The following is a 21,332-nucleotide window of genomic DNA, read 5'->3' on the forward strand; positions in this document are numbered from 1 at the left end:
CTGCACGGTTATTGCACTCCATCTCGCACTAGCAAGGTATTAGTTGTAATACTCAAATCACCCGCATTCCCTGTTGAATTTGACCCTGCTGAAGCAGACAAGGTACTGGCCTTATTATCAACGCTTCTACCAATAATTTGCACATCTTGGGCATTAACGGTTAAATTTCCCTCCTCAGCACTCACAACTGCCCCACCCGAAACTCGCAAGGTATTAGTTGTAATCCTCAAATCACCCGCATTCCCTGTTGAATTTGACCCTGCTGAAGTAGACAAGGTACTGCCCTTATTATCAGCATCAGCGCTTCTACCAATAACTTGCACATCTTGGGCATTAACGGTTAAATTTCCCCCCTTGCCTGCACTGTTTGTACCAGCACTCACCTGTGCCCCACCCGAAACTTGCAAGGTATTAGTTGTAATTCTCAAATCACCCCCATTCCCTGTTGAGTTTCGCTCTGCTGAAGTAGACAAGGTACTGCCCTGATTATTATCAGCATCAGCGCTTTTACCAATAATTTGCACATCTTGGGCATTGACGGTTAAATTTCCTCCCTTGCCTGCACTCCTTGTACCAGCACTCACCTGTGCCCCACCCGAAACTCGCAAGGTATTAGTTGTAATGCTCAAATCACCCCCATTCCCTGTTGAGTTTCGCTCTGCTGAAGTAGACAAGGTACTGCCCTGATTATTATCAGCATTAGCGCTTTTACCAATAATTTGCACATCTTGGGCATTAACGGTTAAATTTCCCCCCTTGCCTGCACTCCTTGTATCAGCACTCACAACTGCCCCACCCGAAACTCGCAAGGTATTAGTTGTAATGCTCAAATCACCCCCATTCCCTGTTGAATTTGACCCTGCTGAAGTAGACAAGGTACTGCCCTTATTATCAGCATCAGCGCTTTTACCAATAATTTGCACATCTTGGGCATTAACGGTTAAATTTCCCCCCTTGCCTGCACTCCTTGTACCAGCACTCACAACTGCCCCACCCGAAACTCGCAAGGTATTAGTTGTAATGCTCAAATCACCCCCATTCCCTGTTGAATTTGACCCTGCTGAAGTAGACAAGGTACTGCCCTTATTATCAGCGCTTCTACCAATAACTTGCACATCTTGGGCATTAACGGTTAAATTTCCCCCCTTGCCTGCACTCCTTGTATCAGCACTTACAACTGCCCCACCCGAAACTCGCAAGGTATTAGTTGTAATGCTCAAATCACCCCCATTCCCTGTTGAGTTTCGCTCTGCTGAAGTAGACAAGGTACTGCCCTTATTATCAGCGCTTCTACCAATAACTTGCACATCTTGGGCATTAACGGTTAAATTTCCCCCCTTGCCTGCACCGCTTGTATCAGCACTCACAACTGCCCCACCCGAAACTCGCAAGGTATTAGCATTGATATTGACATCGCCACCTTGCCCGTTTGCTTCTGGTCGCACCTGATTGGCAATTCGACTCTCATTATCAAGACTAATTGCTCCAGTTGCATTAACCTCAATATTTCCCGCCTTACTATTACTAGAACCCGGCCCACTTTCTATCCCTGCCAACAGTCTACTCTCTCCTGTCATCTCTAAATTCCGGGCATTAACCGCGATACTTCCACCATCACTAGCTATTACCTGGACTCTAGCTTTATTGCTCAGGAAAACATTACTTCTTTCTACATTATCGGGAAAATTCAAGCTCAGATTATTACCATTGCCATTCAATTCAACTGTTCCTGCACTTGCTAACCCACCTAACTCAACTCGCCCACCATCAGCAAACAATCTTCCACCATCCATTTTGATATCACCGCCTACCAACAGCAAACTATTGCCATTTAATACGCTCAAATCAACTGAGTTATTTTCGATAGATGCGGTTTTGATTTGATTAAATAGTAATGCCGTTGGATTGACTGTCAGCAAGGATGAAGAACTTTCGGGATTTGTAGCACTAAAAAAACCTTGATTACTAAATGCGATCGCCGACGCTGTAGTCGCTACAAAAGAACCGCGAATATCCAGCCTCGCACCCTTGCCAAAAATAATTCCGTTAGGATTTATCAAAAACAAATTAGCTGTGCCCTTTGTGCCAATTAACCCATCAATCTGAGAGACTGATCCACCCGTTACTCGACTGATAATATTCTGAATATTTACAGAATTATTAAAGAAAGCAGTGCCGTTTTTAGGAACAGAAAACTCCCCAAAGCTGTGAAACAAATTACTTCCTGCTCGTGTTCCTCCAGTAATATTGAAGATGTTCCCATCCCTTGTAACGGTAGAGTTATTAGGTAAAGTGCCATCCGGGATAATTTGGGCAAAAGCGGAATTTGTACTCCAAACGCTTGCACCACATATTGCAATTCCTAAAAAGTAGCCCCAACGAATACTTATCTTGGACATTGTACCCCTCTAAGCAAACAGCAGTTGCGGAACTTTTGGTTATGTTAGACCACTAATGTCGGTTTACAGTAGTTACAGTCACCTCTGGATAATTCTCAGTTACGATCGCCTCAATTTTACGCAAAACTTGCTAATTTATTTACATAAGTTTATACAATCGAATTGTCAGCCGATGCAATGGCATTGTCAGTCGATACAATGGCATTGTTAGCCAATACAATCGAATTGCCAGTCGATGCGATGGCATTGTTATCCAATACAATGGCATTGTTAGTGGAAACAATCGAATTGTCAGCCGATGCAATCGCATTGTCAGCCAATACAATGGCATCTGCGTAGGTAAATAGACAAAAACTTAACTCTAACTCCTAGCCTGAATCCCACCGCTTGAAGTGGCGAGAGTAACTCAAAGCCAATTACCTAAAAGAACATAGGGGGCCCAAAACCTGGGACGCTTGTACTTGGGATTTTGCAAAAGAGCGAGCTGGGCGCGACGGAGTACTTCAGCTTTAGTTAGGTTTTTGTTGCCTAAATCTTGGTAAAATTGATTCATCAACACAGCAGTAGATTCATCATCTAAGTTCCATAAAGAAGCGATCGTACTGCGCGCTCCTGCCTGAAAAGCCACACCAGCAATTCCTAGTGCAGCTTGTTCGTCCCCGGCTGCTGTTTGACAGGCACTAAGAATAAGCAACTCAATCGCTTCGGGTCTATTTTGCTCTAGCGTTCGCACTAACTCATTTAACTTTTTCACATAAATACGCTCATTCCAAGCGACAATAAATGTCTCCTCAGCCTTAGAGCTAAATTGACCATGAGTTGCAAGATGAACGATAGGGAAAGATAAAGAATTAATCCGATTTTGCAAAGTTTTGCTGGTAAATTCTTGATTCAGAAGAATAGTGCTAGGGACTTGAGAGCGGATTTCTTCTAATTCAAGTTTGACGTTCGGTAATGCAGAAAATCCCGAACTTGCTTCACTCAATCCTGCGGCTATTGCTTTTAATCTTTTCTCCAATGGTTTGGGTTCAATCAGTTGCAGACTGGGGGTAAGCGCAATGTTATACTTCTCAACTAGATACTGTTTGCCATCGTAGAGAGCTGCCATCGGAATATTTCGCAACCAACCATCCAGCACAAATACCAAAGTAGGAGTCTTAGTTTCAGCTAAGGCAGCTTCAGCAGGTTGAATCAGCCATTTGTAAATTTTCTGAGATAAAGATTGAACTTGTCGGAGCGTGTGTGGTTTGGGTAGATTTTCCTGTAGTTGCGCTAAAGTAGTTTCCACTTCTTTTTCAACTACAGGGGTAGTGTAGTGCAACCAACGCTGTTGAGGCAACTTAACGATCGCCTCTAGTCGGTCTGGCAAAATAAATGGATAAATAATTGCTGCTGTTGGATCTTTTTTTGGATTACGGATTTGAGCATTCAAACAGTTGTTGCGAAAGAAGTTTTCTAGTTCTGCTATTTGGAGTGATTCGATTGTATTGCTGGCTTTGGCAAGATTTTCTGAGCTAACTTGGGAGTTACCCTGAGATTGCAAAAGTAAATCAACTAATTGTCGATAAACTGGTTCAACTTCTTCTCGAAAGGAAAATTTCACCGCAGAATTGACAGCAACTAAATCACTGCGGAGGGCTTGGAGATTATCAACTGCTTCTGTGTAAGCTGCTACTGCTCCTTTTATATCTCCCTTAGTTTTAAGCAAACGTCCTAGTTGCCATTGCCATTGATAGCCAATGTCTTTAGCATCGATATCTTGAGCAATGAGTAAAGCTTGTTGGGTGAGGTTTTGGGCATCAGACAACTGTTGAGTTTGTTCGTACACTTGCCCTAAAACACCAATGGCATAGGATTGGGTGCGTCTATCTTGCAAACTTTTTGCTTGCTCAATCGCAGTTGCTAGTAATTGGGCAATGTCCAACCATGAGGGAGTGTCTGCGATGGTTTTTTTTCGGAATTGCATTAGACTTTGGCCAAAGTTAATGCGGGCAGAAATCGCTGTTCGACTAAGGGGTAAGTCGTGAAGCTGAGTTTTAATTTGCGAGGATAATGTTTGGAAAGCTGACAATTGCTCAGTTTTCAGCAATAGTCTTAGTTGATTAGCTTGAGCTTGGATGCGTGTAGTGGGTGAGGTTGTAGTTTTGATAGTTTGTTGATAATATTTTAAAGCTGTTTGCGTGTCTTGCTGAACACGGGCTGTATTACCCAGACTGAGGAGAATATCAGCGATCGCTTCTCGATCTGGCAACGATGAAGCTATTTCTAAACTTTGCTGCAATATCTGCCGAGATGTTTCTAAATCACCTGTGACTTGCACGACATTGCCAAGACTATGCAAAGCTGCAACTTTAACAGGTGAGTTGGGTTGACTTTGGAGAATCTGGGTACTTTCCCTTAATGTCTTCTCGGCTTGCCGATAAAATCCTAAAGCTTGCAAAGCTTGCGCTTGGTTAATCCGATTTTGAAGAACCGCCCTTTTATCGCCGATTTTGGTATAAATGTCAAGTGATATTCGCCAAGTATCCAGAGCATCTTCAGCTTTGCTTTGAGCCAATTGCAGGCGACCTTTGATATCTAGGACTTGAGCTAGAATTTGCGAGGAGTTTTTGGTATCTATATTTTTAGCAGTTTGTAATAAGTTGAGACTTTGAGCGATCGCAGTTTCTGCCTCTGACCACTGTCCCAATTGCTGATAAGCTAATGAGAGATTACCCAGTGCGATCGCAAGCCTTTGATCGTCCCCATTAGCTTGTAATGCAGAGATAGCCTGTTGCCAAGAAGTAACAGCTTGAGCAAACCATTCGGTTTCATAAAATTTACTGCCCTGTTCAAGTAAGTTTTGGGTATCGGGCAAGCTTTGAACAATTGAGTTTTCCGCAGTTATATGTGCGAAAGTGGGGGACAATAAAAGAGCGCCTAAGAAGATAGACAAAAGCAGCAGTACACTTACAAAACGTTTGATTTTCCGTAATCTAGATTTTTTTCTTGCCATGTTTTTGCCAATCCTCCCAACTCAACTCGACCACCAAAAGCAAACAATCCGCCACCATTCATGCTAATGTTGTCACCTACAAGCAGCAAACTTTTACCATCCCCAACACGTAGACCTTTAGGAATAAAATTTTTTGACGGCAATACAGCTTCGCCGATCGCACTACCCATCACCAACCAACTTCCCAGCGCGAATTTCCAGCGCCAAAGCGGTTTGCATCGCGTTATTCTAGACATTGCAACCCTTAAATAACTAGCAAGTAAACTACACCCTCTTATCAGGATAGATAGAAAATCCACAGTAGGATTACGAGAAATAATTACGAATAGTTACAATAGACTTTTCCGAAAATGAATTTAGAGACGTTGCAATGCAACGTCTCTACAAGGGTTTCAGGTAACGCATAATTAATTTATGGAGATGTCTGATGCGATCGCTCACAAGTCTGCAATCAACCTCGCTTTCCTCAAAAAGAATTGCATCACAGTCTCTTCTCTAGAAATAATATCAACTGTACCTTCCATTCCCAATTGCAGCGCACACAGGTGTTTGTCCCTACCTAGAGAAAGGCTTTCTGGCTCAATTGTTACCCCATAGAACCCACCAACAGCAGCCATCTTCTGGCTGGCAGATGTAGTATCAGTGGCATTAGCAGCATTCCCTTGAGGTGCGATTGCATCCGGGGAAATCGTTTTAACCTGGCCTTTGAGAGTACCATAATCTGGATAAGGACAAGCAGAAACCCGCATTTGTATTTTTTGACCTTGTTTCAACTTATTTTTATCCTGAAGTGCTACTGCTGCCTTAATCTCCAAGGGAACATCACCAGGGACAATTTGGGCAATTTCCTGTCCAGCAGGCACAGTTTGACCAGAGTTTCGTAGGTTTAATTTAGAAATAATTCCGTCTGCTGTGGCAGTAATTTTAGTCTGACTGAGGTCGATATTTACCTGTTGGAGTTCGCTCTTGTCGCTCTCTAGCTGTTTTTGGATTTCAATTCGTTGCTGGATTAAAGCAAGGCGTTCTTTATCTAAAGTAGCAATGTTGGCTTGACCCGTAGCTTTTTCTTGGGCAATGCGTTGAAAAGCGATCGCAACTTGTGCATTACTGGGATTGAGGGCAGTTTGGACATTTTGCAATTTGGCTTTAGCTGCTAAGAGTGCTTGTGATTGCTGGCGAACAGCTAGTTGTGCTTCCTCAAATTGATCTTGAGACAAGGCTCCGGCTTTGGCTACAGTCTCATAACGATTTCGCTTTGACTGGGCAGCTTTTAGACCAGCATCGGCAGCTTTGACATTGGCATCCGCTTCTTGGACATCAGTAGCGGTAGTAATCAGTTTATCTTGATAGTTGCGGCTGCGATCGCTTAATTCAGATTCAGCACCAGCTATAACCCGGTTGACACGCTCAGTTTCAGCTAAAACTTGGCTATTAAGGGCGTTAATCTGGGCATTAATTTGAAACAGTTGTAAACGACTTTGCCCAATGTTACTTTGCAGTTGGCTCTTTTTGGTTTGCAGCTTTGAGTTGTCAATAGTAGCAATCACATCCCCTTTTTTGACAACTTGATTTTCTGTAACAAAGACCCGCGTCACCTGACCTTCGGTAGCAGCTTGCACGAGCCGCAATTCACCAGCAGGGCGGACAACAGCTTGTCCTTTAACTGTCACTTTATATTTGATAACAGAGGTGAGCGGAACAGCTAGCCCCACAGCACAGACAAAAACTAGTCCGCCCCAAGTAGTCCAACGACCAAGTGGCGGGAGAAACTCGTTGTCTTGAATGGGGGGGAGGTAATTTGAGTTGGAATAGCTAACCATGATGATTGAACTTACGTATTGACTTAAACAGACAATGTGTAGAAGATTTATAGTCCAAAATTATAGACATTCCGGCATTGGGTTTAATAGTTTATCTGACTGCCCTTTGCCTCTTTTTAGGGAAATTTACATACTGGTAAAATGAAAGCCTCTGCAAAAAATTAGCGTAGGGTAATTTTGCGTACTTCTATTTCGGCGTAAGCGTAAGGGTTTGTTTTCATTGCCCTTGCCAGAGGTCTTACTAACCACAGTAGTCCAGGTTGCACCATTGTCCTTCTCTTGCAAAAGTGCTTTTTGCAAGAGGTGGGAAAAGGGAAAAGGTTAAAGGGGAAGGGGAAAATACAAAACCTTTCCCCCTTTCCCATTCCCCTTTTACCGACTTCTGCAAGAAGTCTAATGAGTTGTTATTTATAACTCATGGATGATGTTTTTTGTCAATGCATAAGTACATAAATGATTTTATTTACTGATTGCGTTGAATTTACCGTTAGAGTTAGAAGAGAATGGAACTAAACCATTTGTAAATGGATCAATGCCGTCTAAAAAGTCTAAGTGTTCGCCAGGCTGATGGCGTAGAGATTCTGGAGTGCCTTGGATTTTCAAACGTCCTTCTTCAAGAAGTACAATCCAATCAGCCCGCCCGATGACTTTGGGGCGATGGCTAATCATAATCGTGGTTTTGCCCTGTCGATGAGACAGCAGTCTATCTAGCAGTTTGGCTTCACTCACTGGGTCGAGAGCGCCAGTGGATTCATCTAAAATTAATATCGGCGGATCAGTAACTATAGCTCTAGCGATCGCTAATCTCTGTCGTTGTCCACCAGAAAGATTCGCGCCAAATTCGCCTAAAACAGTTTGATATTTATCGGGCAGTTTACTAATAAACTCGTCTGCACCAGCAATCTCGCAAGCTTGCACAATTTGTTCAAAGCCGATTTGAGGATAGCTGAAGCGGAAATTTTCAATAATTGAGCGACTCCAGAAGTGAGGTTCTTGAGGTACTAGCACCACTTGTTGCCGCAGACATTCCATTGAGAGGTCTTGCTGATTGTAGATGCCATAGCGGATATTGCCAGATTGGAGTACATATAAACCAGCAAGCAGTTTGGCGAGGGTGCTTTTACCACAACCGGATTTACCAATCAGCCCAATGACTTGACCGCCAGGGATAATTAGCGAGAAATTTTGCAGCAAGTCAACTCTACCTGCATGGTGAAAATTAAGGTTAGTGCAAGTAATACCTATATCGCCCTTCAGTTCTGCCCAAGGCTTTTTCTCGTCTTTGTCGTCTTCTGGGGTAGCATCAATCACCTCCGTCAAGCGTTGGATGACAATCTGGGCAGTGATAAACTCATCAACTAAGCCGATAACTGAAGCCAAAAAGCCGAGAAAGTTGCCACTCATCCCAGTAAACGCTAGCAACTGACCAATGCTTAAAGTGCGATTAATCACCAAATATGAGCCTAACCACAGTAAGGCAATATTCGTGCAAGTAGAAAAAATATTAGTGATTGTACCACTGTAAAGCCCCAGTTTCATCGTACTCCAGCCCAAGTTAGCAAGCCGACCATAATTTGCTTGATACTCTTGCCAAGCTTGGGGAGTGGCTTGGGTAGTTTTTAACACTTGGACACCGCGAAAAGTTTCAACGAGAAAGCCTTGGTTTTCTGTACCTAAGACGATCGCGTTGCGGGTTTTCTGGCGCAAAGCTGGGAGAAAAAGCAGGTTGACGAGAGTGACAATCATAAAGGCAGCAAGGGTTGCCAAAGTCAGTCCCCAACTGTAAAAGAGCATGAATCCCAAAGAAACCAAGGCGATAAAAAATTGGCTGGGTAAACCGAGGACAATTTGGGAAACTAGCTCATTGATGTGATTCACATCAGCAATTCGGCTGACTACTTCCCCACTGCGCCGTCCTTCAAAGTACGACAGGGGTAAACGCAACAGTTGTCGTCCGTATTCTAGAATCAGTCCTAATTGCAGTCGTTGACCAAAGTGACCGATTAGGTGAGATTGTACCAAACCGATCGCGCTGCTAAATAGACTCATAGCGATCGCTCCAATTGCCACGACGGTTAGCAGTTGGGTATCTCCCCGCACAAGTACGTCATCAGTAAGCAATTGCATCATCAAAGGAGAGACAAGCGAAAGTAGTCCAATGACGATGTTAATTGCGATCGCTTGGATGAGAATAGCGCGATAGGGTAAAACCCGCATCAGATAACGCCCAAAGCCGCCAATTTTATCATCTGATTGCTGATAAAAGCGGCTGTCGTCTGGCGTTAGCAGCAGCATAATGCCATTGCCCCACCCTTGGAGCAACTCCTCGCGGGTGAGATAGCGGATGCCTACACCAGGGTCAGCGATTACGTATTTTTTACCTTTTTGCCCGTATAAAACGACCCAGTGGTAGCCTTTCCAATGAATGATGGCGGGTAAAGGGGCTTTATGCAATTGGTCAAGCAGTTGCTCTGAGGCTTTAACTTGGCGGGTATTAAATCCTAGAGTTTCTGCACCCCGCCTCAAACCCAGCAGGCTGGTTCCCCGCGATCCTGTACCAACTACTTCCCGCATTCGACTAATGGCAAAAGTGCGTCCGTAGTGTTTGGCAATAGTAGCTAGACTTGCAGCACCACAGTCTTCTTCACTGTGTTGAAGTACAATTTGGTATCGCATCTTCAAGACTTGTACCTATAAATGGTTCGCTATTCGGACAGAGTGTAAATTTTTCTATTACAAGCAAGCAAAAAATAGGGACGAAACATGTCTCGCCCCTACCAGTTCAGAGCTTATATGTTCAGCAAAAGTAAGTGCTTAGCCCAGAGTTATCCTCTAGAGGGACTGGAAACTAAGAGCTCCAACTTCCAGTTACTTTGTGAGATTACCCTATAGGTTCGTTAGAGATTTTCTTGAGAGAGGAGATTCTGTCATTCCAAAAGTTATTTGGGCCAATCATTTCTAGGCCAGTAAAGTTGATGACTACCCCCCTAGGCGCAGACCGATCTGTGTAACGACCCTTGTAATTAGCGTCCTCGTAAAATCTCCATGTACCTCCATCATTAATTTTAGCCGAGCTAATCTGGTCGTTTGCTTTCACCTGAGGAGTGCCAACGTTGAAACTGCCTATGCGATCTTTACCATCAATGTCTCTGAAGACTTCCAATCCCGCACCGCCCCCAATTGCAGCAGCAGTCTCATTATCAAGTTCTGTTACCGCAATTGCATCAAGTTGATTGAAATGTTCTTTGGTGTTTAACATTGCCACTTTCCTTTATTTCAGATTGATGTTGATGGGGAATTATAGCAATCCTATTTGAGTTGTGAAAATTTCTGTTATAGTCGTCCTTGGTCACTTGTCCTTTGTTATTTGCAATTACAAAGGACAAATGACTAATGACAGCCAACTCCAAAAAAATTTCACAAATGATTTAGGACTGCTGCGTCTGGACGCGGCTATATTCCTGCGTCTGAGAGAACTATTTGATTCGTTTGAGAGAACTAATCCAGTCGTTTTGAATCCCTATTCGTTGTAAGTCGTCTAAATAACTACTTATCGGTCCGACAAGTGTTACAGCATGACCTCCTTTGTTTATATCTTGATAAAACACCCATGATTCATTCTTATCAATATAAATAGATGAGGTTTGGTCGTTGAAATTGTAAATGCGTAGGTCGTCAGTACCTTTAGAAAACTTTAGCACTCGCCCTCCTCGCTTTCCGTTTCCTCCATTAAGGAAATCATTCTCGTATAAATATACACTACCTCCCCTACAGGTAGCAGCAACCTCATTGTCGAGTTCCTGAAACAGTTGTTCATTCTGAACTTCTTTCATCTTCTTTATCCTTGCAAGTTACAATTGTTATGCTGTTGAGCGTCTTTCATCTTTTCACTCTTAATAGAGTGTCATTTGTTCTGTTGTATATTGCTGATCAGATGGCTAAAGCATCTTCATATCAACCTTTTACAAGTTACCTTTTATAAAAGTAACCTTCTATTAAGAGGAATCTGGTTTGATTACTGAAAGGTTTCCAAGATATGAGCATTGTCGGATAAAGCTTTTAGTCTTAGTCTGCTTTCAAGAATCAAGTTGCATTCCTATATTTAGGAGTGTAGGAAATAAAAATTTTAGGGACAATGCACATTTTGTTGTTAAAACTATTAATTATGTTGCAATTGATTGACACTAACATGAGAACGCTGAGTATTACGCCAAACTTGAGGTGTAGTCCCATGAAACTGGCGAAATTGACGAAAGAAATATCCTTCATACTGATAGCCGATTGCACAAGCAATCTGATTAACTGGCTGGTTGGTTTCCAGAAGCAAAGTACGCGCTGCTAGCATCCGGCGTTCAAAGATCCAATCATTTACTGTTTTTCCCGTTTTGCGTCGCACTAGATTGGTTAAATAAGCTGCGGAATAACCAACTGCAACAGCTACGTCACTTAAACCAATCGATTGATGATAATTAGCTTCGATATGATCGAAAACTTTTTTTAGTTGAGGGCAAGTAGGAAAGAGCCGTTGTGGTTCTGATATCCACTGCTTTGAGGTGACGTGTTTTTCCAGTCGAGGAGCGATCGCTTCCAATAATTGTTCTGTGGAATCTAAAGTTGCCTCAAGCAAAGAAAGAGACTTTTCTAATTCTGTTTGTGTCTGCCGATCGGAAGCTTGATCGCGACAAAATTGCTCTTTAGCAGTTGTTAATTCAGCTAAAAGCTCTTGCACTTTTGACTCTAACGCTCTGTTGGTTCTCTGTAAGGCTAAGAAACGCTGCTGGTGTAAGCGTACCCCTACGGGGAAGCAAGCTACGCGTAGCGTCTCCAAGAGTTGCTCGTCGCAGACATCACTCATATCACGATCCCAGATATGCGGCAGTGTGACTTGAAGAAAATTGCCTTGTTCTAAAATCCCGTTGCTAGAAACCATACTTCCACAAAATTTATTATTTTGAGTTGCTAGCTATTACTCAGAGAGTTATGTCTGTGTTTTACGCAAGGCATTAGTTTTTGTAAAATTACTTCATAAAACTAATGGCAAAGGTTGCCAGTCTTGTGCGGTTAACTGCTCGAAGGACAAATCTAACACGACTGGCGCGATCCCTCAAAACCTCGTAATTCTGAAGATGATGTAATTGTGGATGGTTGGCAGCGACGTGCCGATGGAACTTTTGAGAAAGTTGAAGATACAGAGGCAAAGCAATGTCGGAAGTTTTCAATAGTGGAACCGTACTCAAGAGAGATCCGTGAGTTTTTGCTAACCCAAAAGTGGAATTTTCCAGGGTGATTGAGCCGCACTGTCAAATGACGGTCCAAACGGTGGCAGAACACGATGTATTGCGTTTCAGTCCCCTCGCGGGGTAATGAATGGTCTGTGGAAACTTCTATTATCAAGTAACGCTAAAATCATAGGGCGTTTCAGTCCCCTCGCGGGGTAATGGTCTGTGGAAACGAGAATAAAAATGAGCTTAATCAACGATAAAAAAATAGAGTTTCAGTCCCCTCGCGGGGTAATGGTCTGTGGAAACCAATATGAGATTGAAGTTTAGCGCAGTTCAAGTGTGTTTCAGTCCCCTCGCGGGGTAATGGTCTGTGGAAACTTACACTACTACCAACGCCTTCAACTTCGCCTTTGAGTTTCAGTCCCCTCGCGGGGTAATGGTCTGTGGAAACTTGAACATAGAGTTTGGCTTAGAAGGCACAAGCTTGGTTTCAGTCCCCTCGCGGGGTAATGGTCTGTGGAAACTCCAGGGTCATTGCGCGGGTGATTGTAAACAATTAGGGTTTCAGTCCCCTCGCGGGGTAATGGTCTGTGGAAACTATATTCGGATTGGCTATTGTAATTGGCGATCGCAATGTTTCAGTCCCCTCGCGGGGTAATGGTCTGTGGAAACCTGGCATCTCAGAGGTGGTTATGCGCTTTTTCTGGGTTTCAGTCCCCTCGCGGGGTAATGGTCTGTGGAAACCCCGATGCCATAGTAGTAGTGCCTGCGTAAGTTGGTTTCAGTCCCCTCGCGGGGTAATGGTCTGTGGAAACAATAAGAGAACTGTATCTCGAAGAGGCATGGGGAGTTTCAGTCCCCTCGCGGGGTAATGGTCTGTGGAAACCTCTGACATAGCAAGGTTAGCTAAATTAATAGTCGAAGTTTCAGTCCCCTCGCGGGGTAATGGTCTGTGGAAACCGTACTTAACGTCGTATCGTAACGTCGTCAACAAAAGTTTCAGTCCCCTCGCGGGGTAATGGTCTGTGGAAACTTTGTTAAGGACTGATTTCTACTGACGACGTTATCAGTTTCAGTCCCCTCGCGGGGTAATGGTCTGTGGAAACCGTAGATGCTGATCCGGTATCTGCTGCCGTAATATGTTTCAGTCCCCTCGCGGGGTAATGGTCTGTGGAAACCACGATCCCGAATTAAAAACTTTCCATGTTGAACGTTTCAGTCCCCTCGCGGGGTAATGGTCTGTGGAAACATACATATAGTAACAATATTGATGATTTCAGTAGAACGTTTCAGTCCCCTCGCGGGGTAATGGTCTGTGGAAACTGGGCATGAGGGTTATCATTACCGACCACCATGATTGTTTCAGTCCCCTCGCGGGGTAATGGTCTGTGGAAACTTCCCGCAGAGCAATCAATTGATAGTAGCGGAAAAGTGATGTTTCAGTCCCCTCGCGGGGTAATGGTCTGTGGAAACCCCACCCACACTTGCGGCTTACAACTAAACCTTTCATGTTTCAGTCCCCTCGCGGGGTAATGGTCTGTGGAAACCTTACCAATCAAACTAACTAAATTGGGTAACATACAGTTTCAGTCCCCTCGCGGGGTAATGGTCTGTGGAAACACAGTTAATCCAGCAATACAAACAACAGACAATATAGTTTCAGTCCCCTCGCGGGGTAATGGTCTGTGGAAACTTTAGGATCTAATTATGACTGCAATCAATTTAGCGTTTCAGTCCCCTCGCGGGGTAATGGTCTGTGGAAACTCATATACATTCTTGGCATTCCAAGTTTTTTATCAGTTTCAGTCCCCTCGCGGGGTAATGGTCTGTGGAAACTGCTCGGTGCTGAAACTGAACCAGAGCAAGCATCCTGGAGAGGATTTTGACGAGTCTCAAAATCAAGTCGATTTCAGCCGTCATTATTGCAAGTAATTTGCAACTTTTTCAACTCTTGAAACGCTGTAATTATTATCTTGTCAAGGTTCTGGCGATTTTGGCAGATACCCAGGGAAATTGACCCCGCTTCGACTTGCCAAACATCAAGTTGATACAGACATAATACGACAATTACTGACGATTGTCGATAGCTTCCTCAACTGTACCCTGCTTGAGAGCTTTTCGAGCTAACTTGACGTAAGTTTTGACCGTCTCAGATTTCATTTGCAAGTCTTGGGCGATCGCCTGCAATGACTCCCCATGTTCACGACGAGCCAGGATAGTCGCCCAAGTAACGGCAATCTTATCGGTGCGATCGCCGCCCTTGCGTTTGCGTTGTGCAGTAAATATTTCTGTGAGTTCTTCAATCCTTTGAGCTAACGTATCCGCGATCAACTGTTCGGCTATAGCTGACTTTTGTTGTGCCAACCAGCCAGAGCGCGTTTGTCCCAAGCCAAAGGTAGTCTTATGACCTGTTCCGCAGTATGGTGCAAGCCTGACCAAAGCGTAGAATAGCTGGGTGAATTCAGTATTTGTGAAAGCTTGTTTGCTCAAACCCAAGGAAATCGCCCCCGTAAAACCTGTGACTGACCCTTGCTTGCCAGCAGCCACCTTCATCGATTCCAAACGGTGCTGGTGGATGATAACGCTTTCATCAATCCATTTGATAAAAATCTCTTGTTCTACTGGCTGCTGGGAAAAGTCATTCCACCGCCGCAGATAACTGTGGAACAAATTCTCTGGGACTGGCAGCGGGAAATGATGACCTTTGCGGCGAAAACTCGTTGGTGAAACAAAACTGAGATCTACTACAGATTGTTCGCTTGGCGATCGCAGCAATTGTGCGTAAGTAATCGGAGTATGAGCGATGCTCACCTGCTTTATTTGTAAGGATGCTCCTCTTAAGTCGATAGTCTTTGGTAAATTGGTTAACCATTGTTTGAGAAAGGATACCACTCTTTGAGACAAAGCGTTGATATGCCAACGGTAAATTTGGTTGGCCACTAATTGCAGTTGCTTGCCACTAGGTAACAGTTGTCCTTCTAGCGCCGAAATATTGAAGGGTTTTTCCGACTCTCCATCATGGAGATAAGCTGATAGCTGTGGGTCAACTTGCCGCACTTGGTCGAGAAACCACGCATGAAGTCCAATTGTGTACTGCGAGTACAGAGAAGCCGTTGCCGTTGCCTCAAAATCGAACACCAAGCCTACCAATTCAGTCTCATCTGCCCATGTCCCAACTGAGGAAGTGGGCGCTGATTTGGCTTTTGGCTTGCGCTTGGGGACTGTGGCTGCTCTTGGCATCGCTTGATTTAGGTTGAAGAATGTCCAATATTTTAAGCGATTTCATCCCCTTTGGGGGAAAATTAATTCCGAACTGGTGAGGGAGCGATCGCTTCAAAAGTTTCAGCCCCGGTGATACCAATTCTCTATGAAGATGCATAGAATAAAGTTTCATGGAAGAGAACTTCAAGGGGCAATATTGTTGACTGTGATGTTGACAGTAGCGGTGTTAGATGTTAAGCCGTCTGTGTCGGTGAAGGTGTCTGTGCCGACAAAGGTGGGGTTGGGGGTATAAGTAACTGTACCATCAAGGTTGAGTGCGATCGCACCCTTGCTAGGGTTGATTTTAATGGTTAGGATTGCGGGGTCAATGCTGCTGTCTGCGTCGCTGTCATTGGCTGGGATGTTGGTGAGAAATCTGACGCGAAGATTCGTTTTGGGAGCTTTTGTGTTAGAAAAGCTATTGCTTAGGGAAAGCTTAAAGTTAGACTCTGTTTTGAAGACTTTAATTGTAATTCGTCAACCAAACGACACAAATTACACTACAAAAGTGGCAACGCATACATGAGTTGAATGAATAGTACACAAATACTATTTGCTGACCAAGCCCCGTTGGGGCGGGGTGTGGGGTGTAGGGTGTGGGGTGTAGGGGAAAAGCAGCCCCAACAACCGAAGGGATACAAGCCCCGTCTTTTATGACGATTGCATTGGTCGGGGTACAAGGGTACAAGCCCCGTCCAATGCCGTCTTCACTACACCCCACACCCTACCCCCTACACCCTGCTGTTGACAAATAATTACTTGTTGCTATAGATGATTTTTCAAACTAACAACGTTTAAGCCTTATCCGAGCGTACAACTTTATTAATTATGTTTCTAAACGAGTTCTTAACTAACAGCCCAAATCAATATGACTCAGACATTCTCTAGCTTTGATAATTTTCGGAATTTACAAGCAAGCGATTTCGAGTGGATAGAGTCAATGGCTCAAGCCGAAACCTATCAACCGGGGACAGTTTTAGTAAAAGCAGGTAAATTTTCTCCTTTCATTTATCTCTGTTTAAGTGGCAATCTTACAGCCACTTCTACTCAAGCAGATGACAGCAAGCAGCAATTAATGGAGATATCGGCTGGCGAACTGATTGGCGAAACTTCCTTACTAGACGATCGCCCAGATTTATACTCAGTCACAGTTACCGAAACTGCCCAATTACTAACCATACCCAAACACAATATCGAACACCGTTTGCAAAGCGATCGTGATTTTGCAGCTAGTTTCTACCATTTATTATCGATTAACCTGTCAGAACGGTTGCGGAAATTAACTAATTTGATGGGCAAACAAAACATCAGAGAAGGAGAACCATTACGGAAAGTTCTGGTTGTATTTGCGGTTCTTAACGACAGCGATATCTCTTGGATGGTAGCTAATGGCAGAGCCGAAAAAGCAGCATTGAATACTGTTCTAATTCAACAAAATCGAGAAGTACCAGCCGTTTATCTTTTATTAGAAGGGTTAGTCGGCATTTACTTACAAATAAACAACAACGATGGAGTGCAAGAAAAGGAGATTGCCAAACGGGTTAAAGGCGAGATTTTAGGCGATATGTCGTTTGTTGATGGCGGTACAGCTTCGGTAACTGTCAAAGCCCTAGAAAATGCCTGGATTCTAGCGATATCAAGACAAACCCTAACTGCTAAGTTAAAAGCAGATCGGGCATTTGCCAGTCGTTTTTATCGTTCTATTGCCTTGACTTTAGCCAATCGCTGTTTAGATTTATTAGCAAGGAGCAGCACTGCTATGCTCTCATCCGAGACAGTAGAAATGTTGTCTGCCGATATTGAAGTTGAAGACGAACTCGATTTAGATATGTTGGCAGGAACAGCGATCGCAGGTACTCGTTTCGACTGGATGATTAATCAACTCCGCCGCTAACTAGATCAAAACAGATGCTTTTTAATCGAAATAATCAAAAAGAGAGCATTTTCCGCCAAGAATCTTTAGAACGCCTATCCTCACCGGAACGCTTAGATCGGTTAATGCAAGTAGTTAGCCCGAAAGATTGGCTGGCGTTGATCGCGTTGAATGGTTTGGCAATTAGCGGCGTAATCTGGAGCATAGTTGGTCGCATTCCCATTACCGTTGACGGTCGAGGTATATTTATTCAACCTCGTCAGGTAGTTGAGTTTCAATCATCTATCGCCGGACAAATTCAAGCTTTAAATGTTGCTAGCGGACAATGTGTTAAGAAAAACCAACTCCTCGCCACAATTTATCCGGCTGACTTGCAAAAACAGTTACAGCTAGCGCGTCAACAGTTAGCTCAATTGCAAAGACAAGCTCAAGATACCTTGGTTTTATCCAAACAATGGCTAGAAACAGAAAGAAATATCATTACTGCCAATCGCACCAGCTTGCAACAACGTCTCCAAGATATTAGTGCGGTTGCACCGCTACTCAGAGATAAAGAACTAACGGCGATCGCTCAACAGCGTCAAAGTTTAGAACAGCGTCTTCGAGATGCTCAAATTTTAGTACCAGTGATGCAGACAAGACTCAAGCAACGACAAACTTTAGCAGATGCGGGGGGATTATCAAAAGATTCGTTGCTGCAAGCCGAACAAGAGTATGTGCAAACACGTCAGAACCTTGCTGATATTCAAGTTCAACTCAAACAACTAGAAGCTCGCAATAGCGAAGTTGAGCGCACTTATTTAGAACAAATTCGTTCTGTGAGCGACGTTCAGATTCAGTTAGGAGAACTGAATGCTAAAAGTAAACGCTTAGATCGAGAAAATTTAGAAACTACAAATCAAAGGAATAAAGAAATTGCCGCAGTTAATCGAGATATTGCTAGATTAGAACAGCAAATAAAAGATAATAGTCAAATCTTAAGTCCCCAAGCTGGATGTATTTTGGAGTTGAATACAACATTGGGGCAAGTGGTTCAAGCTGGAACTCGATTGGGAATATTGCGTATAGGTAGCACTCAGGAGTCAGCTAAGGCGATCGCTTATTTTGCGATTAAAGACGGCAAACAAATTCAGCCAGGAATGTCGATTTTGATTACTCCCGATACAGTCCAAAGAGAGCGATTTGGGGGAATTGTGGGAAAGATTGCTCGCGTTTCGCCACTACCAGTAACTCAAGAAGGAACTGTTTCGGTAATTGGCAATCCAGAAGTTGTCAGAAGTTTGATTGGTGAAACTGGCGCGATCGAAGCAACTGCTAATCTTACTAACGATAGTAGCACTGTTACTGGTTATAAATGGTCATCTTCTCAAGGGCCAAATTCAAAAATTACTTCGGGAACTACAGCTTCAGTTCGAGTCACCGTTGAAGAAAGAGCGCCAATTACTTTTGTACTGCCAATTTTGCGAGAACTTACTGGAATCAAATAGTTTATATTTTGCTAATCAAATATATTAACGATGAATTTCTTTAAAAGATTTAAAAAATCAGATTCAGAAAACACAAATTCTCAAGTTTCCAAATTTCAAAATATTCGCTTTAAAACGCCAACTTTATTACAAATGGAAGCAGTAGAATGTGGTGCGGCAGCTTTGGGAATAGTATTAGGTTACTATGGTCGCATCGTTCCTTTAGCAGAACTGCGGGTTAGTTGTGGCGTTTCCCGCGATGGTTCTAAAGCATCAAACGTTTTAAAAGCAGCTAGAAACTACGGGTTACAAGCAAAAGGCTTTAAAAAAGGACTTAATCAGCTGCAACAAATAAAACCACCTTTTATTGTTTTCTGGAACTTCAATCATTTTTTAGTAGTAGAAGGTTTCGGACAACAACGGGTTTGGTTGAACGATCCAGCTACGGGGCCTCGTAGCGTAACTCTACAAGAGTTTGACGAAGCTTATACAGGCGTAGTTTTACTCATGGAGCCAGGGGAAGAATTTAAAAAAGGCGGCAGAAAACCCAGTATTATTAGTGCGCTTTACAATCGCTTGCGAGGCTCGTTTTACGAGCTTTTTTTCTGCATTCTGGCTGGATTTTTTTTAGTTATTCCCGAATTAGCTATTGCTTCCCTCAGCCAAGTTTTTGTTGATAATATCTTGATTGAAAATCGCTTTGATTGGTTAAAGCCTTTAGTGTTAGGAATGGGATTTGCAGTATTGTTGCAAGCAATATTAACAATTCTGCAAACCCGAAAGCTGCGGTATTTACAAATTAGATTGTCAATCGGTATGACAGGAAATTTTTTATGGCACGTTCTCCGTTTGCCAATTGGTTTTTATGCTCAGAGATTTGCGGGAGAAATTAGCAATCGCGCCGCTCTTAATTATAAGGTAGCGAAAATACTTTCCGGTCAGTTAGCGCGAACGACTATAGATGCAGTAATGTTAGTTTTTTATGCGGCGGTGATGTTAGCTTACGATTGGATGCTAACAGCGATCGGTTTAGTAGCAGTAGCAATTAATATTGGGTTTTTGCAATGGGTAGCGCGAAAACGAATTGATACAAATACGCGCCTAAGTGTAGATTATGGCAAAATTGCTGGCGTAGAAATTGGGGCTTTAGAAAGTATTGAAACCATTAAATCAGCAGCATTAGAATCAGATTTTTTTAGTCGCTGGGCAGGATATTATGCTAAAGCTACTAACTCACAACAAGAATTGCTACAAACCGATTTAATTTTGGAAGCTTTACCACCTTTACTAACAGCTTTAACTTCCATGCTGTTGCTAGTTGTTGGTGGTTTGCGAGTGATAGATGGCTATATCAGTATTGGGATGTTAGTGGCTTTTCAAACTTTAATGACCAGATTACAGCAACCAGTTAATAGTTTAGTTGGTTTGGGCAGTACAATTCAAGCACTTGATGGCGATTTGAAGCGGTTAGATGATGCTTTAGATAACGCGATCGATCCAAATTTAAACTCAGAATCACAGAGCAATAAAACTCCAATTGAATATGCTAAATTTTCAGAGCCTTGTCGTTTGCAAGGATATGTCGAACTGCAAAACATTACCTTTGGTTACAGTCGGATAGAAGAACCATTAATTCAAAACTTTAGCTGTCAACTCAAACCAGGACAAAGAGTAGCATTTGTAGGTACTAGCGGTTCTGGTAAATCTACTCTTTCTAAAATTGTTACGGGACTGTACGAACCTTGGGAAGGAGAAGTTATATTTGATGGCATTACTCGACAACAAATTCCCCGCGCAGTGTTAGCTAATTCCCTTTCAATGGTTGAACAAGATATTTTTCTATTTGGCGGTACAGTACGAGATAATTTGACGCTGTGGGATGAAACAATTCCTAATTCCCAATTACTAAAAGCCTGTCAAGATGCCGCAATTTTAGATGTAGTAATGGCAATTCCTGGGGGTTTAGATGGCAAATTATTGCAAGGGGGTGTTAATTTAAGCGGAGGTCAGCGTCAACGCTTAGAAATTGCCCGTTCTTTAGTTAATAATCCGGCAATTTTAGTGATGGATGAAGCAACCAGTGCTTTAGATGCAGAGACAGAAAAAATTATCGATCGCCACATTCGACGGCGAGGTTGTACTTGCATTATTATCGCTCACCGCTTGAGTACAATTCGGGATTGCGATGAGATTATTGTTTTAGAACGAGGGAAAGTAGTGCAAAGAGGTACTCACGAAGAAATGAAAGATGTTGATGGTGCTTATGCTCGATTAATTAAAGCTGAATAAAAATTAC

15 protein-coding genes and 1 CRISPR repeat array are annotated in these 21,332 nt (G+C 43.1%); of the genes, 4 read left to right on the top strand and 11 right to left on the bottom strand.

Going from position 1 to position 21,332, the window contains the following annotated elements:
• Positions 1–8: 8 nt before the first annotated feature.
• Complete coding sequence (locus tag ACR5KR_RS03770; RefSeq protein WP_448265503.1) at positions 9–2,399, bottom strand: two-partner secretion domain-containing protein; 2,391 nt, start codon at positions 2,397–2,399, stop codon at positions 9–11.
• Between the two features lie 162 nt (positions 2,400–2,561).
• On the opposite strand from ACR5KR_RS03770, the gene ACR5KR_RS03775 reads away from it, so the two are divergent.
• On the top strand, positions 2,562–2,738 hold the full coding sequence (locus ACR5KR_RS03775; protein WP_448265504.1) for a hypothetical protein: 177 nt from the start codon (positions 2,562–2,564) through the stop codon (positions 2,736–2,738).
• 67 nt (positions 2,739–2,805) lie between these two features.
• On the opposite strand, the gene ACR5KR_RS03780 is transcribed toward ACR5KR_RS03775, so the two are convergent.
• The 10 genes from ACR5KR_RS03780 to ACR5KR_RS03825 all read right to left on the bottom strand — a co-directional run bounded on the left by ACR5KR_RS03780 (position 2,806) and on the right by ACR5KR_RS03825 (position 16,171).
• A complete protein-coding gene (locus tag ACR5KR_RS03780) occupies positions 2,806–5,394 on the bottom strand; it encodes a CHAT domain-containing protein (RefSeq protein WP_448265505.1) in 2,589 nt (862 codons plus the stop codon).
• A complete protein-coding gene (locus tag ACR5KR_RS03785) occupies positions 5,349–5,630 on the bottom strand; it encodes a hypothetical protein (RefSeq protein ID WP_448270431.1) in 282 nt (93 codons plus the stop codon). Before ACR5KR_RS03785 ends, ACR5KR_RS03780 begins: the two co-directional genes overlap by 46 nt.
• A gap of 201 nt (positions 5,631–5,831) precedes the next feature.
• Positions 5,832–7,214, bottom strand: coding sequence for an HlyD family secretion protein (locus tag ACR5KR_RS03790; RefSeq protein WP_448265506.1), 1,383 nt, complete (start codon positions 7,212–7,214; stop codon positions 5,832–5,834).
• A gap of 459 nt (positions 7,215–7,673) precedes the next feature.
• Positions 7,674–9,890 (bottom strand): peptidase domain-containing ABC transporter, encoded by a 2,217-nt coding sequence (locus ACR5KR_RS03795; RefSeq protein ID WP_448265507.1) that lies wholly within the window; start codon positions 9,888–9,890, stop codon positions 7,674–7,676.
• A gap of 205 nt (positions 9,891–10,095) precedes the next feature.
• Positions 10,096–10,473 carry a hypothetical protein gene (locus ACR5KR_RS03800; RefSeq protein WP_448265508.1) on the bottom strand — a complete coding sequence of 126 codons (378 nt, stop codon included), beginning with the start codon at positions 10,471–10,473 and terminating at the stop codon, positions 10,096–10,098.
• Positions 10,474–10,690: 217 nt separating this feature from the next.
• A complete protein-coding gene (locus ACR5KR_RS03805) occupies positions 10,691–11,047 on the bottom strand; it encodes a beta/gamma crystallin-related protein (RefSeq protein ID WP_448265509.1) in 357 nt (118 codons plus the stop codon).
• A 326-nt stretch (positions 11,048–11,373) separates the two neighbouring features.
• Positions 11,374–12,144, bottom strand: a complete 771-nt coding sequence (locus tag ACR5KR_RS03810) for a helix-turn-helix domain-containing protein (protein WP_448265510.1) — start codon at positions 12,142–12,144, stop codon at positions 11,374–11,376.
• An 88-nt stretch (positions 12,145–12,232) separates the two neighbouring features.
• Positions 12,233–12,451 carry a hypothetical protein gene (locus ACR5KR_RS03815; protein ID WP_448265511.1) on the bottom strand — a complete coding sequence of 73 codons (219 nt, stop codon included), beginning with the start codon at positions 12,449–12,451 and terminating at the stop codon, positions 12,233–12,235.
• Between the two features lie 178 nt (positions 12,452–12,629).
• A CRISPR array of direct repeats spans positions 12,630–14,272; the repeat unit is 37 nt; unit sequence GTTTCAGTCCCCTCGCGGGGTAATGGTCTGTGGAAAC.
• 231 nt (positions 14,273–14,503) lie between these two features.
• Positions 14,504–15,676 carry a CRISPR-associated endoribonuclease Cas6 gene (gene cas6 / locus ACR5KR_RS03820; RefSeq protein ID WP_448265512.1) on the bottom strand — a complete coding sequence of 391 codons (1,173 nt, stop codon included), beginning with the start codon at positions 15,674–15,676 and terminating at the stop codon, positions 14,504–14,506.
• A gap of 165 nt (positions 15,677–15,841) precedes the next feature.
• Complete coding sequence (locus ACR5KR_RS03825) at positions 15,842–16,171, bottom strand: Ig-like domain-containing protein (RefSeq protein WP_448270082.1); 330 nt, start codon at positions 16,169–16,171, stop codon at positions 15,842–15,844.
• Positions 16,172–16,565: 394 nt separating this feature from the next.
• Here ACR5KR_RS03825 and ACR5KR_RS03830 point away from each other — a divergent pair, with 394 nt between their 5' ends.
• The 3 genes from ACR5KR_RS03830 to ACR5KR_RS03840 are packed head-to-tail and all read left to right on the top strand — an operon-like array spanning position 16,566 to position 21,325.
• Positions 16,566–17,591: a cyclic nucleotide-binding domain-containing protein gene (locus ACR5KR_RS03830; protein WP_448265513.1), complete on the top strand. Its 1,026-nt coding sequence runs from the start codon at positions 16,566–16,568 to the stop codon at positions 17,589–17,591.
• Between the two features lie 14 nt (positions 17,592–17,605).
• Entirely contained in the window at positions 17,606–19,057 is a 1,452-nt protein-coding gene (locus tag ACR5KR_RS03835) for an NHLP bacteriocin system secretion protein (RefSeq protein ID WP_448265514.1), read from the top strand.
• Between the two features lie 30 nt (positions 19,058–19,087).
• Positions 19,088–21,325, top strand: coding sequence for an NHLP family bacteriocin export ABC transporter peptidase/permease/ATPase subunit (locus ACR5KR_RS03840; protein WP_448265515.1), 2,238 nt, complete (start codon positions 19,088–19,090; stop codon positions 21,323–21,325).
• Positions 21,326–21,332: the final 7 nt, after the last annotated feature.

It is taken from the genome of Nostoc sp. DSM 114159, assembly GCF_053470285.1.

Bases quoted from the DNA above. Each gene is read 5' to 3' on its own strand.
- ACR5KR_RS03830 (WP_448265513.1), top strand. From the start codon at position 16,566: ATGACTCAGACATTCTCTAGCTTTGATAATTTTCGGAATTTACAAGCA.
- ACR5KR_RS03805 (WP_448265509.1), bottom strand. From the start codon at position 11,047: ATGAAAGAAGTTCAGAATGAACAACTGTTTCAGGAACTCGACAATGAG.
- ACR5KR_RS03790 (WP_448265506.1), bottom strand. From the start codon at position 7,214: ATGGTTAGCTATTCCAACTCAAATTACCTCCCCCCCATTCAAGACAAC.
- cas6 (WP_448265512.1), bottom strand. From the start codon at position 15,676: ATGCCAAGAGCAGCCACAGTCCCCAAGCGCAAGCCAAAAGCCAAATCA.
- ACR5KR_RS03780 (WP_448265505.1), bottom strand. From the start codon at position 5,394: ATGGCAAGAAAAAAATCTAGATTACGGAAAATCAAACGTTTTGTAAGT.
- ACR5KR_RS03785 (WP_448270431.1), bottom strand. From the start codon at position 5,630: ATGTCTAGAATAACGCGATGCAAACCGCTTTGGCGCTGGAAATTCGCG.
- ACR5KR_RS03840 (WP_448265515.1), top strand. From the start codon at position 19,088: ATGAATTTCTTTAAAAGATTTAAAAAATCAGATTCAGAAAACACAAAT.
- ACR5KR_RS03800 (WP_448265508.1), bottom strand. From the start codon at position 10,473: ATGTTAAACACCAAAGAACATTTCAATCAACTTGATGCAATTGCGGTA.
- ACR5KR_RS03835 (WP_448265514.1), top strand. From the start codon at position 17,606: ATGCTTTTTAATCGAAATAATCAAAAAGAGAGCATTTTCCGCCAAGAA.
- ACR5KR_RS03770 (WP_448265503.1), bottom strand. From the start codon at position 2,399: ATGTCCAAGATAAGTATTCGTTGGGGCTACTTTTTAGGAATTGCAATA.
- ACR5KR_RS03795 (WP_448265507.1), bottom strand. From the start codon at position 9,890: ATGCGATACCAAATTGTACTTCAACACAGTGAAGAAGACTGTGGTGCT.
- ACR5KR_RS03810 (WP_448265510.1), bottom strand. From the start codon at position 12,144: ATGGTTTCTAGCAACGGGATTTTAGAACAAGGCAATTTTCTTCAAGTC.